Genomic DNA, 13,476 nt, shown 5'->3' with positions numbered 1-13,476 from the left:
CTTCCCGAACACCCTCGAGCTCTTCGTGTGCGGCGACAACCTGCGCAAGGGTGCCGCGCTCAACACCTACGAGATCGCCGAGACCGTCGCCGCCGATCTGTAGATCCCTTCGCGGGCCCTTCGACGGCCGCCGGTCCGTTCCAGGACCGGCGGCCGTCGTGTTCGACGGGCGTGAGCCCGCTCCCAACGAGTGATCGAAACGTGCCGAGGCGGCGTCGTACCGCTACCGTTGATCACCGTGAGTCATCAGGAATTGCTGCGTCGCCACGGGGCAGGGGGCCGTGACCTCTGCGCCGCCGATGCCGAGGGCACCACTGCCCCGCCGACGCTGAAGACGGCCGTACTGACCTGCATGGACGCGCGCATCGACGTGTACGCGCTGTTCGGGCTGAAGCCCGGTGAGGCGCACGTGCTGCGCAACGCGGGGGGCGTGGTCACCGATGACATGGTCCGGTCGCTGACGATCAGTCAGCGCAAGCTGGGCACCCGGGACATCCTGCTGGTCCGGCACAGCGGCTGCGGGATGGCCACCTTCAGCGACGAGGACTTCTGCGAGGAGCTGGCCGACCAGGTCGGGATGAGCCCGTCGTGGCGCACCTACGCCTTCCGCGACCCCGCGGTGAGCGTGCGCCGTGACATGGCGCAGTTGCGGCGCGACCCGTTCCTCCTGCCGGACACCTCGGTGCGCGGCTTCGTGCTCGACATCAACAGCTTCGAACTCGACGAGGTGCTTCCGGAGGGCTGAGCCGGTCAGCCGGGGATGCGCAGCCGGGTCACGATGGCCCGGTGGTCGCTGCCGGGGATGTCGCGGACCGAGAAGGTCTCCGCGGCGATCCCGGAGTTGCTGAGCACGTGATCGATCTGCGGGCCGAGCCAGTGCGGCGCCGACGTCGGCCAGGTCGCCGCCAGGCCGGCCCCGCGCTGGGCCGCGGCGTCATTGCATGCGGAGATCGCGCCGCGCAGCGCGGAGTGGTCCAGGGTGGCGTTCAGGTCGCCGGCCACGATCGCTGGCCTCGGGTTCTCGCACCACTGTGCGAGCTGCCCGAGGTCGGCGCGCCACTGGGGCACCTCACCGGGCACGGGAGCCACCGAGTGGAACGCGACGAAGCGCAGTGCGCCCAGCCCGCCACCGGTCACCTCGACGTAGGGGAACGGCATCTCGGCGCCGATCCGCACGGTCACGTCGCCGAGGCCGTCGGCGACGACCGCGGTCACCCCGGCCACGTCGGCCCGGCCCGATCTGATCGAGGTCGTCAGCCGGTAGCCCAGCGGCTCGACCAGCGGCGCCAGCCGGTCGCGATAGGCGGCACCGGACTCGGGGAGCGACACGAGGTCGGGCCGCTCGGAGCGGATCAGTTCGGCGACCGCGTCGACGTCGGCGTTGCCCTCGAACACGTTGAAGGACAGGACGGTCAGCGGCCGGCCGCTGGTCGGCAGTGGATCGGCGACCGCCCGGGGCAGCACCATCGCGCCGCCCACCAGCGCGATCGCGACCAGCCCGGCGGCGAAGGGCCAGGCCCGCCGCCGCACACACGTGATGAGGACCGCGATCGCGGCCAGCATCATGTCGGCGGCCAGCAGGAGCGGCCGGAACGCGATGAGCTGGGCGAACGGGCTGTAGCGGTCCATCCGGAACAGCAGGTCGGGCAGCACACCGGCCGCGGCGACCGCGGTGAGCAGGCCGGCGGCCAGGAACCGGCCGCGCCCGCCCCGGGGGGACCGGCCGGGAGGTGGGTGCACGGGCGGCTGTGCGGCGCCGGGGCGCGCGGGACCCGGGGGAGCGCTCATCACCCGCCAGTCTGCCCGATCGGGCCGGGCAACCGAGCCGGGCGCCGTGCCACCGACGCGGCCACGCCGGCCATGCCGACACCCAGCAGCCCGGCCGCCACGACGGCCGCCGCGGGCGAGATCGCGTCGATCAGCATCCCGGCCGGCGAGGCGAGGCACCACATCCCGATCACGACGCCGATCAGCCCGGACCGGCCGCTGGCGGGCCGTGCCGGCGGGGCGTCGCCGGCCACCGCGATCGCCTGCCGCACCATTTCTCCACGGGGTTTCCCGGCCGGCCGGCCGCCCGAGGCGGTGCCTCGACGAAGCGGGGGCCGACGGCCGTCTCAGGCCCGGCCGCAGTCGGCCGGGTAGCGGGCGCACCACGGGGTGATCCCGGGCAGCCGCCCCCGGTTCCGGGCCACCCAGTCGTACAACCGGTCCTGGACGGCCTGGGTGCGCCGGTACACCCGCAGCGGCAGGTCGGTGTCCAGCGCGGCGCTCAGCGCGGCGTTGACCGCGGCTGCGCCGGCGGCGGCGGTGCCGTCCGCGCCCTTCCAGCGCACCGCGGCCGCGCAGTCCTCCGGGCTCGCCCCGACGGCGGCCGGCGCATCCGGACGCTGGTAGGGGACAGTGGCGATCCGGCGCCTGGTGTCCAGCAGGCGCAGCCAACCCAGGCTGCGGGTGCAGAAGCCGCAGTCACCGTCGAAGACGAGGGTTCCCCCGGTGCCGTTCATGGCCCTCAGCATCCCCCTAGGATCCGGCCGTGACGAACCAGCACCCTCCCGGCCGGGCCACCATCTGGCACAACCCGCGCTGCTCGAAGAGCCGCGGTGCGCTCGCCCTGCTCGGTGAGCACGGGGTGGACGCCGACGTCGTCCGCTACCTCGACGACGCCCCCGATCGTGCGCGGCTCGAGGATGTGCTGCGCCGGCTCGGGACCGACGACCCGCGGGTGATCACCCGCACCGGCGAGGCCGGCTACCGCGAGCTGGGGCTCGCCGACGCCGACCGCGACACGCTGCTCGACGCGCTGGCTGCGAACCCGATCCTCATCGAGCGTCCGATCGTGCTGATCGGTGACCGCGCCGTCGTCGCCCGGCCGCCGGAGCGGCTGCTCGAGCTGCTCGGCGGCTGACGGCCGTCGCCGGGGAGTCTCAGCCGACCACCACGGGCCGGCCGAGCGCCGCCCGCACCATCAGCATCCCGCCGGCGATCTCCGCGGTCGGCCGCAGCCCGGACCGGCGCAGCAGCCGGGTGACCTGCAGGTTGTCGGTGGGCGCCACCGCGGTCAGCTCCTGGTAGCCCTGCTCCAGGGCCAGCTCGGCGACCCGGCGGACCAGCGCCGTGCCCAGCCCCCGGCCCTGCCAGGCGTCCTCGACCAGCACTGCGAAGCCGCCCGTCCGCGCGTCGACCGGCTGCAGGTTGGCCAGGCCGACTGCGCTGCCGCCGTCCGCGGTCAGAACCAGCACGCTGTGGTCCCCGGGCACCGGGGTGTCGCCGACGTCCCCGACGAGCCGCCGGAGCTCGTCAGGGTGCAGCCGGGGCTTCGGGGTGCGGAAGCGGGCCAGCCGGGTCTCCGGTGAGCACCGGGCGTGCAGGGCCGCGACCAGCGGTGCGTCGGCGTGGACCGCGGTGCGCAGCCGGACCTCGGAACCGTCGATCAGCAGCAGGATCCGGTCCTGGTCGGTCGCCGTGCGCGGAGCCGGCACCGCCATCCCGAGCTGACCGGCCAGCTCCAGCAGCGCGGCGGCCCGCGACAGCTCGGTCGCGGTGAACGGCCAGGGCCGGCCCAGGTGCAGGTGCTGGGTGCCGATGCGCACGGTGTGCGTGTGCCCCGGCCCGTCCGGCGCCGCCGGGTCGACGAGCCGGGCGCGCAGCATGGTCGCGACCGCCCGCGGGGCACTGCCCGGGTCGGCCGCCACCATCCGGGCCAGTGCGAGCGCGGTGGTCACCGGATCGGACAGTTCCCCGGCGTCGGCCCGCACGAGCAGGGTGCACGGGATCCCGGCGCGCTCCACCGCGGTGACGAGGACGGCCGGGTCGGCGTCCTCCGGCACCTTGATCAGCAGCTCGTCGACCACCGAACCGTCGTCGGTCGGCTCGCCGACGACGTGCAGCGAGATGATGTTGCACCCGGCGCTGCCGACCGCCGTGGCCAGCTCACCGAGCCGACCGGGACGGTCCTCCAGTTCCACGTGCACCCGCCAGAGCACCACGCGACCACCTCCTCGGGGAGTCCCATGGTCGTCCGGCGCTGTTACCGGCTCGTTGACACGAGATGACGCCCGCCTGTCGTGCCCGATCTCACGACAGCATCCGGCGGGCGAAGTCGATCTCGGTGGAGATGTGCCGCAACGTCTCGTCGACGACGAGCGAACCGTGCCCGGCGTCGAACCGGCTGACCTCGTAGCGGGCTCCGGCCGCCGCGAGGGCGTCGAGGTAGTTGTCCACCTGCCGGATCGGGCAGCGCGGGTCGTTCTCCCCGGCCAGCACCAGGATCGGGGCGCGCACCTGGTCGACGTAGGTCAGCGGCGAGGCGACCCGGTAGGTGTCCGGGACCTGCTCCGGAGAGCCGCCGAACAGGGCGCGGTCGAACGCCCGCAGCTGCTCCATCTCGTCGGCGTAGGCGGTCAGGTAGTCGGCCACCGGAACCCCGCCGATCGCCGCGGCCCACCGCTGCGGCTGGGTGCCGGCCGCGAGCAGCGCCAGGTAGCCGCCCCACGACCAGCCCTCGACCACCGTCCGCTCCGGGTCGGCCAGCCCCTCCGCCACCGCCCAGTCGTGTACCGCGGCCACGTCGGCCAGCTCGGTCAGCCCGGGCCGGCCCTCGATGGAGTCCCGCCAGACCGAGCCGTAGCCCGTCGAGCCCCGGTAGTTGACCTCGACGACGGCGAAACCGGCGTCCACCCACGCCGCACGGACCGGGCTGAACCGGTCCTCGTCGGCTGCGTGCGGGCCGCCGTGCAGGCTGAACACGGTGGGCAGCGGGCCGGTGGCGTCGGCCGGGCGTGCGACGAGCGCGTGCACCCGCCCGCCCGGGCCGTCGACCCACACGTCCTGCACCGCGACCGACCCGGGGGCGCGGTCACCGGGCGGGGTGAGCAGTTCACGGTCGGTGCCGTCGGGGTGCAGCGCCCGCACCGTCGACGGCGCCGCCGCCGACGAGCAGGTGTACTCCACGGTCCCGTCCGGGCGGATCTCCGCCGACCCCACGCAGCCCGGCGCGACGTCGAGTTCGGTCAGCTCCCCGGTGGACAGGTCGTAGCGGTACAGCCGGGTGCGGGCGGCGTGGGTGTGCCAGACCAGCAGCGCGCTCGCGTCCGGGTAGAAGTCGGCGATCAGCTCGCCGGGCAGGTCCAGGTCCAGCTCGGTCTCGACGTCGGTCACCGGATCCCAGAGCAGCAACTCCTCGCGGCCGCGGCGCTCGTGCAGCAGCAACAGCCGGTTGTCGCCCGCGACCGGCGCGAACACCAGCGGGGTCAGGCCCTTGCCCTCACCGTCGGACTTCTCGGCGACGACGGTCGTGCCCTCGTCCTCTCCGCCGATGCGCACCACCCGCACCGCCGGGTGCCGGGAGTCGCCGTGCTCGGAGTGGCTGATTGCCAGCAGCGTCTCGTCCTCGGACAGCGCGCCGACGTGGGCGTCCTCCGGGTGTTCGTAGATCATGGTGGCGGCGCCGGCCCCGCCGCGGTGCAGCCAGATCCGCGAACCCTCGTCGGTGGAGGTGCCCACGGCGGTCACCGAGCGGCCGATCTCCAGCCCGGCCGGGTAGCCGTCCTCGACGCCCGGGATCGCGGCATCGGGCCTGGCCTCGTCGGGCAGCCCGGCGAACGGTTCGCAGACCCAGCGCCCGAACTCGTCGCCGTCGGTGTCGTCGAACCACCACAGCGTCTGGCCGTCGGGTGGCAGCATCACCGAGTGCGTGCCGCTGCGCCGGGCCGTGACCTGCCGGTGCAGGTCGGTCGCCCGGTCCCAGGTGTAGACCTCGGTGGTGCCGCTGGCGTTCGAGGTGTAGACGCTGCGGTCGACGGCGTCCCGGGCCCAGTGCGGGCGCGACATCCGGGTGGCGGTGAAGCGGGCCCGCCAGCGCTGCTCCCGCTCGTCGTCCGGGAACAGCCGGTCGGGGACGCGCGCAGCCGGGTGCCGGTCGGGGTGCTGGTCGCCGCTCTGAACGGCGACGGGGTGGTCGATGGTCACGCCCTCCAGCGTGCCGCACCGCCGGCCGCGGCGGCGGCGCCCACCGGGCCCGGGTCATCCCGCCGTGACCGGCGGCCCCCCGGCACCCGGTCGCGGCGGCACGGAGGCCCCGGGCGAGAGTGGGGCCGGATTCTGCGAGCAGGGGGGTCAGACCATGAACATCAGCCGACTCCGTGACCGGCGCACCGGTGCGCTGCTGGTCGCGATCGCCGCGACGGTCCTGACCCTCGCCGGCTGCTCCGGCGGGCAAGCCGCCGCGATCACCCCCACGGTCACCGCGGACGGGGTGCAGCGGGTCGAGCTGCGCTACGCGGGCGGCGCGGTCCAGGGCGGTGTGCGGCGCTTCGCGATCCCGGCCGGTTCCACCGTCGAGCTCGTCGTCGCCAGCGACGTCGCCGACGAGGTGCACCTGCACGGCTACGACCGGGCCGGCTTCGTCACCGCCGGGGCCACCACCACGTTGCGGTTCGTGGCCGGCGTGAAGGGGGTGTTCGAGGTGGAGCTGGAGCAGCGGGGCGCCGAGCTCGCCCAGCTCGAGGTGTCGTGAGGCCCGTCTGCTGGTGGCGTTCGTGCCGGCTGAGGGGGAGACGGAATCCGGACGGACCGCGCTTAGGGTGAGCGCATGATCGCCCGCGGTGTGCTGCTCGTGCTGCTGGTGGCGATCCTGTTCCCGGGCGCCGCCGGGGTCGCGTCGGCGCACGCAGGCGGGTTGTCCTCGTCGGCCAGCGAGCCGCGGGTGCTCCGCATCGATCCGCCGGTTCCCAGGCTGGACGTCCGGGTGGTCGAGTTCGGTGCCCGGCTGTGCCTGGACAACGGCACCGCCCTCCCGGTCGTCGTCGAACCGCTGCCCGGCTCCCAGCTGTCCGGGCTCCCGGCCGTTGCCCCCGGCGCGCGCGCCTACTGGACGGACCCGCGCATCACCATGGCCGCGGCCCGGCGGCTGCCGGCCGGGGAGCGGGTGGGCTGGACCATCCCGCTGCGGGTCGGCGACCAGGCGGTGGCCGTCCGCGGCGAGCAGTTCTGGCCGCCGCCCCCGTCGGCGGCCGCGTGGTGGGGTGCCGCGCTGGCCGCGCTGATCATCCCGGCGGTCGCCGGGATCGCCGGTGCGGCGCGACGCTGGGGCCGGGTGGTGCTGGCCGTCGCGACCGGGGTGGTGCTCGTCGCGCACCTGGTGCACGTGCTCGGTTCGGCGGTCGTCCCCGAGGACCGCAACGTCGTCGTCATGGTGCTCAGCGCCGCCGGATACGCGCTGCTCGGCTGGCCGCTGGGCGGGTTCGGCATCGCGCTGACGTTGCGCGGACGCCCCGCCGGGCCGCTGCTGTGCTGCGCGGCGGGCGGGCTGTTCGCGATCGTGATCGCCCCGGTGGACGCGTTCACCCTCGTCGACGCCGTGGTGCCCTTCGCCTGGGGCGGCACGCTCGACCGCATTCTCGTCGCCCTGACACTGGGCGGCGGCCTCGGTGTGGCGGCGGCCGGGGTGGCCCTGCTGCGCCGCGGCACCGTGTCCGAGCGACCGGCGGCCTGAGCATGCGGGACGGCGGGCTGGTCCTCGCGCACGGGATCGGCAGTGTCCAGGGCCTCCCGCTCGACGCCGAGCTGGTCCTGCAGACCGGCGGTGTCGTCGTCCTCGTCTCGTTCCTGGCCGTCGCCCTGCTGTGGCGGCACCCCCGCTTCGACGGGCCCGTCCGGGGCCGAACGCCGGCCGCGCCGCTCGCGGGTCTGCTCGACGCGCCCGTGCTGCGCACCACCGTGCAGGCGCTGACGCTGCTGGTCGCCGCCGGCGTCGTCGCCGTCGGGTTCCTGGGCCCGCAGGACCCGCGCGTCAACCCGGCGCCGCGCGCGCTCTACGTGCTGCTCTGGGTCGGGCTGATCCCGGCGTCGTTGCTGTTCGGGCCGGTCTGGCGGGTGCTCAACCCGCTGCGGGTGTTGCACCGGCTGGTCGCCGCCGCGCTGCGGGTGCCGCCCGAGGGTGTCCGGCCGCTGCCCGGGCGGCTCGGCTACCGGCCCGCGGCGGCCGGGCTGGCCGTCTTCACCTGGCTGGAACTGGTGGCGCCCGCCCGCGACGTCCCGGCGGTCGTCGCGACGTTCCTGCTGCTCTACGGGGTCGTCCACACCGGGGCCGCGGTCCGGTTCGGCGCCGGCTGGTTCGGCCGGGCCGACGCCTTCGAGGTCTACTCGGCGCTCGCCGGGTCCCTCGCCCCGATCGGCCGGGGCTCCGGCGGCAGGCTGGGCCGGCGCAACCCGCTGCGCGGTCTCGCCGCCGTCGGCGTCGCGCCCGGTCTCGTCGCGCTGCTGGCCGTGTGGTGGGGCTCGACGGTGTTCGACGGGGTGTCGGGCTGGGTGGGCTGGTCGACGGTCCGGCAGTCCGCTCCGGTGCCTGCGGTGCTGCTGGACTCGGTGGTGCTGGCCGGACTGATGCTGCTGGTCGGGGCGGTGTACCAGGCGGCCACCGGGAAACTCGCCGGCGAGCTGGCCAGCACGCTGGTGCCGATCGCGGCGGGCTACACGATCGCGCACTACGCGACGTTGCTGCTGATCGAGGGCCCGCGCGGGGTGTCCCAGTTCTTCGGGGCGGCGCTCGGCCCGGTCACCGCGGTCCCGGCTCCGGGGCTGGTCGCGGGAATTCAGATCGGCGCGATCCTGGTCGGCCACGTGGTCGCGGTCGTCGCCGCGCACGACCGCAGCGTCGCCCTGCTGCCCGAGCACCGCAGGCTGGCCGACCAGATCCCGCTGGTGCTGCTCATGGTGGCCTACACCATGGTCGGGTTGTTCCTGCTCGTGATCTCCTGACGCGGTGATGCTCGCGCGCTCGATGCTGCTGTTCGTGCTTGCCGCGGTCGCGGAGATCGGCGGCGCGTGGCTGGTCTGGCAGGGCGTGCGCGAGCACCGCGGGCTGTTGTGGATCGGCGCCGGGGTGATCGCCCTGGGTGCCTACGGGTTCGTCGCCACGCTGCAGCCGGACCCCCACTTCGGCCGCATCCTCGCGGCGTACGGCGGGGTGTTCGTGGCCGGGTCGCTGGCCTGGGGGGTCGTCGTCGACGGGTTCCGCCCCGACCGCTACGACTATCTCGGCGCCGTGATCTGCCTGCTCGGCGTCGTGGTCATCATGTATGCGCCGCGCGGTTAGCGACTACCAGCTCAGTTCGGAGCACAACGTGCGCGCCCCCGGCGGCTCCACCTGCACGGTGAAGTGCGCCATCCCGTGCCGCTCGGCCAGCAGCTCGCGCGCCGAGGACAGCACGACGGCGGGGTCGCACGCCGGGCCGATGCTCAGGTGCGCCGAGCCGACCTCCATGCCCGAGGTCAGCGTCCACACGTGCACGTCGTGCACGTCCTCGACGCCGGGAAGCTCGCCCAGCTCGGCACGGATCGCCGCGACGTCGACGTGCGCCGGCGCCGCCTGGACCAGGATGCGCACCGCCTGCCGGCCCAGCTGCCAGGTCCGGGGCAGCACGAACAGACCGATCGCGACGGCGACCACCGGGTCGGCCCAGCTCCAGCCGAACAGCAGCATGACGGCGCCGGCCAGCAGCACGCCGACCGAGCCCAGGGTGTCGGCCAGCACCTCCAGGTAGGCGCCGCGGATGTTCAGACTCTCCTTCGCGCCCTGGCGGAGCAGGCTGAACACGACGAGATTCGCGCCGAGCCCGGCCGCTGCGGTGATCATCAGGGGAAGCCCGGGGATCGCGGGTGGTTCGCCGAACCGCTGCACCGCCTCGACGAGCACCCACGCGGCCACCCCGAACAGCAGTACGGCGTTGGCCAGCGCGGCCAGCACCTCGGCGCGGTAGAGGCCGAAGGTGCGCTGGTCCGAGGCCGCGGACCGGCGTGCCGCCGTGATCGCGGCGAGCGCCATGCCCATCCCGAGCACGTCGGTGAACATGTGGCCGGCGTCGGACAGCAGCGCGAGCGAGGAGGTGGCCAGCCCGACCACGACCTCGAGCACGAGGAAAGCGGCCAGGACGGCCAGCGAGATCCACAGCCACCGGACATGACGCCCCGACGCGCTGCCCTCGACCGGGCTGCCGTGCCCATGACCGTGACCGTGACCGTGTCCCGCACCCACGTGCATCAATGTATGCAGATATACGCATGAATGCAATGGGGAGTCGGGGCCGACCACCGACAGTCGATCAGACCCGGGCCGGTCGGGCACGTGCCGGATGCCAGACTCGGTACGCCCTGCTCGCCGAATCCTGGAGCCCGCCCGTGCCCATCGCTGCGGCCGCCGACGGCACCCGCCTGTACTTCGAGGAGATCGGGGAGGGTGAGCCGCTGCTACTGATCAGTGGTCAGGGCCTGGATCACGGGTTCTGGGACCCGATCCGGGAGGGGTTCGCGCAGACGCACCGGGTGATCTCTTTCGACAACCGGGGCACCGGGCGCAGCGACGAGCCACACGAGCCGCCGTACACGACCCGGGGCATGGCCGCCGACGCCGTTGCGGTGCTCGACCACCTCGGGGTCGAGCGGGTGCACGCCTACGGGCACTCGATGGGCGGGCGGATCGCGCAGTGGCTGGGCATCGACCACGGCGACCGCCTCGGTGCCCTGGTGCTCGGCGGGACGACGCCCGGCAGCGCCCACGGGGTGGCCCGCCCGGCGGCGGTGACCGCGCGCTTCGTCCGCCGGCCACGCGACGAGCAGGAGGCCCTGGACAAGTGGGGTCCGCTGTTCTTCTCCGCGGACTGGGCAGCAGCACATCAGGACCTGGTGCGCAGGCTGTTCGTCGACAACCCGCTCTCCGCGGCGGCCCGGCGGCTGCACTACGGCGCGAGCGAGGGGCACGACTCGTGGGCGGACCTGCCGCGGATCAGCTGTCCCACGCTGGTGCTGCACGGCGGCGCCGATGTGCTCAACGTGCCGGGCAACGCCGAGCTGCTCGCCGAGCGCATCCCCGGGGCCGAGCTCCGGATGCTGCCCGGCGCCGGGCACGGCTATCAGTTCGAGTTCGAGGCCGAGGCCACCGCGGCCGTGCTGGACTTCCTGGCCCGGCACCCGCTGCGCTGAGTCAGCTTCGCAGCTCCCCGGCCGCGATGATCGCGCGCAGCGCGTCGGCCACGTCCCGGCCGGACAGTGCGGTCTTGGGCTCGACGAGCCACTGCACCATCACACCGGTGAGCAGGGCCTGGTAGAAGGCGCCGAGGACCCGCGTCCGGTCGTCGGCCCCGTCGGCCCCGTCGTCGTCGTCGGAGATCGCGTGGAACATCAGTGCGAGGTCCTCGCGGGCGGTGTCCTGGGCAGCAGCGAGGACCGCGCGGATCTCGGGCACCCGGCCGGCCTGGGCGAGGCTCTCCACGGTGGCCGTCGTCAGTCGCGGGTTCGTCGCCACCAGCTCGATGACCCGCGTCCAGGTCTGCTCGAACCGCTCCATCGGGCCTGCGTCGGGATCGGCGTCGCCGAGGGCGTGCTCGAGCGCGTCGCCGCACTCGGCCGTCAGCTGGATCAGGGCCTGGTTGAGCAGCGCATCCTTGGATCCGAAGTGGTATCCGATCGACGCGAGGTTGGTACCGGACGCGGCGACGATGTCGCGGGCCGTGGTCCGGCCGTACCCCTTGTCGTGCAAGCACTCCTTGGCGCCGGCCAGCAGATCCTCGCGATGCCCCATTCGATCATCCTAGGCAGCCCGTACGGACGTCCCAGACGCCCGTATGCCGCCGAAGCGTCCATTGTGGAGGATCGTCACCCGGTACCACCGGCACGCGCTGCGGGTCTCCGGTCTTCTCGTGCAGGGTGCGCAGCGCGGTGTCGGCCTCCTCCAGGCCGAACGTGTGGGTGATCGAGTCGCGGACGTCGAGTCGCTCGTCGGCGACCGCGTCAGCGCGCGCCGCACGGTCTCGATGCCGAGCCCGTAGCCGGCCATCAACTACAGCTCCTCGCGGATGAACACCGTGGGCGGCAGCACGCTGATCGGCTCCGCGCCCGGCCCGCAGACGACGGCGCGGCCGCCGATCCGCAGGCACTCGACGGCCTGCGCGATCGTGTCGGGGCCCGCGAAGTCGGCCGCGACGTCGACCCCGGCTCCGCCGGTCGCGGCGAGGACCGCATCGACGGCTGGACCGTGAGCCGGGTCGCCCGATCGTTGCCCCCACCGCCCTGCTCGCCGAGAGCGCCCTGACCAGGCTCCGAGGGTGCACCGGGCGAGCCGGCGAGGCACCGCCATCGGCGCGATCCGGCCGAGTGTCAACTTTCCGCACAGTCGGGGTGGCGTGGCTCACGTCATGATCTGGCTCATGCCTGCGGGTGCCGGGGCCGCCCGTGCCGCCCGCTGACGGAGATCGACGACGATCGAGGAGCTTTTACGTGAGCAGACTGCGGTTCGGCACCTTCCTCGCCCCGTTCCACGCTGCGGGTCAGAACCCCACCCTGGCCCTGCAGCGCGATCTCGAGCTGGTCGAGCACCTGGACCGGCTCGGCTACGACGAGGCCTGGATCGGCGAGCACCACTCGGCCGGCAGCGAGATCATCGCCTCGCCGGAGATCTTCATCGCGGCCGCCGCCGAGCGCACCCGCCACATCAAGCTGGGCACCGGCGTCACCTCGATCGCCTACCACAACCCGTTGTGGGTGGCCGACCGCATGGTCATGCTCGATCACCTGACCCGGGGCCGCTCGATGCTCGGTGTCGGGCCCGGCTCGCTGCCCACCGATTCGGCGATGATCGGGTTGAACCCCACCGACACGCGCGAGTTGCTGGACGTCAATCTCGACATCATCATGCGGCTGCTCCGCGGCGAGGTGGTCACCCAGACCACCCGCACCCACGAGCTGCGCGAGGCCCAACTGCAGCTGCGGCCCTACACCGACCCGTGCTTCGACGTCGCCGTCGCGGCAGTCGCCTCGCCCACCGGGCCGCGACTGGCCGGCCGGCACGGCACCGGGCTGCTGTCCATCGGTGCCACCCTGACCCAGGACGGCTTCGACGCGCTGGCCCACCACTGGAACGTCGTCGAGGAGCGGGCGGCGCACTACGGCCGGCCTACCCCGGACCGGTCCGGCTGGCGCCTGGTCGGGCTCATGCACATCGCAGAGACCCGCGAGCAGGCCTACCGCGACGTCGAGTTCGGCATCGAGCAGTGGTTCACCTACTTCCAGAAGGTCGCCGCGTTCCCGCAGATGGCCGTCGAGGGCGGCAACCTCAAGGAGATGATCGACTTCATCAACGAGGCCGGGATCGGCGCCATCGGCACCGTCGAGGACGCCCGGGCGCAGGTGCAGCGGCTCGTCGACCAGTCCAACGGCGGTTTCGGTGCGATGCTGCTCATGGGCCACGACTGGGCCAACCCGGAGGCCACCAAGCGCTCCTACGAACTCATCGCGCAACAGGTGTTCCCGAACTTCCAGGGCCAGGCGGAATCGACCCTGGCCGCCAAGAAGCGGGCCACCGACACCCGCGAGGCGCACGCCGCGACCCAGCTCACCGCCGTCGAGCTGATGACCGAGCGCTACCAGAAGGAGCTCGCCGACAAGGGCTGATCGCGACGCTCCACGAGGCCCCCCGGCCGTGCC

The 13,476-nt window shown here is 73.8% G+C and carries 16 protein-coding genes; 8 read left to right on the top strand and 8 right to left on the bottom strand.

What is annotated here, in order from left to right:
- Positions 1 to 238: 238 nt before the first annotated feature.
- Positions 239 to 745 (top strand): carbonic anhydrase, encoded by a 507-nt coding sequence (locus tag HF526_RS28905; protein WP_169384741.1) that lies wholly within the window; start codon positions 239 to 241, stop codon positions 743 to 745.
- Between the two features lie 5 nt (positions 746 to 750).
- Here HF526_RS28905 and HF526_RS28900 read toward each other — a convergent pair whose 3' ends face one another.
- The 3 genes from HF526_RS28900 to HF526_RS28890 all read right to left on the bottom strand — a co-directional run bounded on the left by HF526_RS28900 (position 751) and on the right by HF526_RS28890 (position 2,504).
- Positions 751 to 1,788 (bottom strand): endonuclease/exonuclease/phosphatase family protein, encoded by a 1,038-nt coding sequence (locus HF526_RS28900; RefSeq protein WP_169384740.1) that lies wholly within the window; start codon positions 1,786 to 1,788, stop codon positions 751 to 753.
- Positions 1,788 to 2,039, bottom strand: a complete 252-nt coding sequence (locus HF526_RS28895) for a hypothetical protein (protein ID WP_169384739.1) — start codon at positions 2,037 to 2,039, stop codon at positions 1,788 to 1,790. Before HF526_RS28895 ends, HF526_RS28900 begins: the two co-directional genes overlap by 1 nt.
- A gap of 75 nt (positions 2,040 to 2,114) precedes the next feature.
- Positions 2,115 to 2,504, bottom strand: a complete 390-nt coding sequence (locus HF526_RS28890; protein WP_169384738.1) for a DCC1-like thiol-disulfide oxidoreductase family protein — start codon at positions 2,502 to 2,504, stop codon at positions 2,115 to 2,117.
- A 29-nt stretch (positions 2,505 to 2,533) separates the two neighbouring features.
- Here HF526_RS28890 and arsC point away from each other — a divergent pair, with 29 nt between their 5' ends.
- Positions 2,534 to 2,905, top strand: a complete 372-nt coding sequence (gene arsC, locus HF526_RS28885; RefSeq protein ID WP_169384737.1) for an arsenate reductase (glutaredoxin) — start codon at positions 2,534 to 2,536, stop codon at positions 2,903 to 2,905.
- A 19-nt stretch (positions 2,906 to 2,924) separates the two neighbouring features.
- Here arsC and HF526_RS37130 read toward each other — a convergent pair whose 3' ends face one another.
- Positions 2,925 to 3,986, bottom strand: a complete 1,062-nt coding sequence (locus HF526_RS37130) for a GNAT family N-acetyltransferase (protein ID WP_169384736.1) — start codon at positions 3,984 to 3,986, stop codon at positions 2,925 to 2,927.
- 88 nt (positions 3,987 to 4,074) lie between these two features.
- A complete protein-coding gene (locus HF526_RS28875) occupies positions 4,075 to 5,967 on the bottom strand; it encodes a S9 family peptidase (protein WP_338051829.1) in 1,893 nt (630 codons plus the stop codon).
- Positions 5,968 to 6,121: 154 nt separating this feature from the next.
- Between HF526_RS28875 and HF526_RS28870 the strand changes: the two genes are divergently transcribed.
- From HF526_RS28870 to HF526_RS28855, 4 genes are all read left to right on the top strand, one after another.
- On the top strand, positions 6,122 to 6,514 hold the full coding sequence (locus tag HF526_RS28870; protein WP_211177947.1) for a hypothetical protein: 393 nt from the start codon (positions 6,122 to 6,124) through the stop codon (positions 6,512 to 6,514).
- Positions 6,515 to 6,589: 75 nt separating this feature from the next.
- The gene (locus HF526_RS28865) at positions 6,590 to 7,492 is read left to right on the top strand and encodes a hypothetical protein (RefSeq protein ID WP_169384735.1); all 903 of its coding nucleotides are present in this window, start codon (positions 6,590 to 6,592) and stop codon (positions 7,490 to 7,492) included.
- A 2-nt stretch (positions 7,493 to 7,494) separates the two neighbouring features.
- Entirely contained in the window at positions 7,495 to 8,757 is a 1,263-nt protein-coding gene (locus HF526_RS28860; RefSeq protein ID WP_169384734.1) for a hypothetical protein, read from the top strand.
- Between the two features lie 7 nt (positions 8,758 to 8,764).
- Positions 8,765 to 9,094, top strand: a complete 330-nt coding sequence (locus HF526_RS28855) for a YnfA family protein (protein WP_211177954.1) — start codon at positions 8,765 to 8,767, stop codon at positions 9,092 to 9,094.
- Between the two features lie 3 nt (positions 9,095 to 9,097).
- Here the strand turns inward: HF526_RS28855 and HF526_RS28850 are convergent, their stop codons facing one another.
- Positions 9,098 to 10,033 carry a cation diffusion facilitator family transporter gene (locus HF526_RS28850; protein ID WP_338051828.1) on the bottom strand — a complete coding sequence of 312 codons (936 nt, stop codon included), beginning with the start codon at positions 10,031 to 10,033 and terminating at the stop codon, positions 9,098 to 9,100.
- Positions 10,034 to 10,176: 143 nt separating this feature from the next.
- Between HF526_RS28850 and HF526_RS28845 the strand changes: the two genes are divergently transcribed.
- Positions 10,177 to 10,977, top strand: a complete 801-nt coding sequence (locus tag HF526_RS28845) for an alpha/beta fold hydrolase (protein ID WP_211177946.1) — start codon at positions 10,177 to 10,179, stop codon at positions 10,975 to 10,977.
- Position 10,978: 1 nt separating this feature from the next.
- On the opposite strand, the gene HF526_RS28840 is transcribed toward HF526_RS28845, so the two are convergent.
- Both HF526_RS28840 and HF526_RS28835 read right to left on the bottom strand, forming a co-directional pair.
- Positions 10,979 to 11,575, bottom strand: a complete 597-nt coding sequence (locus tag HF526_RS28840) for a TetR/AcrR family transcriptional regulator (RefSeq protein WP_169384730.1) — start codon at positions 11,573 to 11,575, stop codon at positions 10,979 to 10,981.
- A 258-nt stretch (positions 11,576 to 11,833) separates the two neighbouring features.
- Positions 11,834 to 12,130 carry a zinc-binding dehydrogenase gene (locus HF526_RS28835; RefSeq protein ID WP_169384729.1) on the bottom strand — a complete coding sequence of 99 codons (297 nt, stop codon included), beginning with the start codon at positions 12,128 to 12,130 and terminating at the stop codon, positions 11,834 to 11,836.
- Positions 12,131 to 12,270: 140 nt separating this feature from the next.
- On the opposite strand from HF526_RS28835, the gene HF526_RS28830 reads away from it, so the two are divergent.
- On the top strand, positions 12,271 to 13,443 hold the full coding sequence (locus HF526_RS28830) for an LLM class flavin-dependent oxidoreductase (RefSeq protein WP_169384728.1): 1,173 nt from the start codon (positions 12,271 to 12,273) through the stop codon (positions 13,441 to 13,443).
- Positions 13,444 to 13,476: the final 33 nt, after the last annotated feature.

This window comes from Pseudonocardia acidicola (assembly GCF_012911935.1).
GTDB lineage: Bacteria > Actinomycetota > Actinomycetes > Mycobacteriales > Pseudonocardiaceae > Pseudonocardia > Pseudonocardia acidicola.
This window is presented reverse-complemented; position numbering and strand designations above follow the sequence as displayed.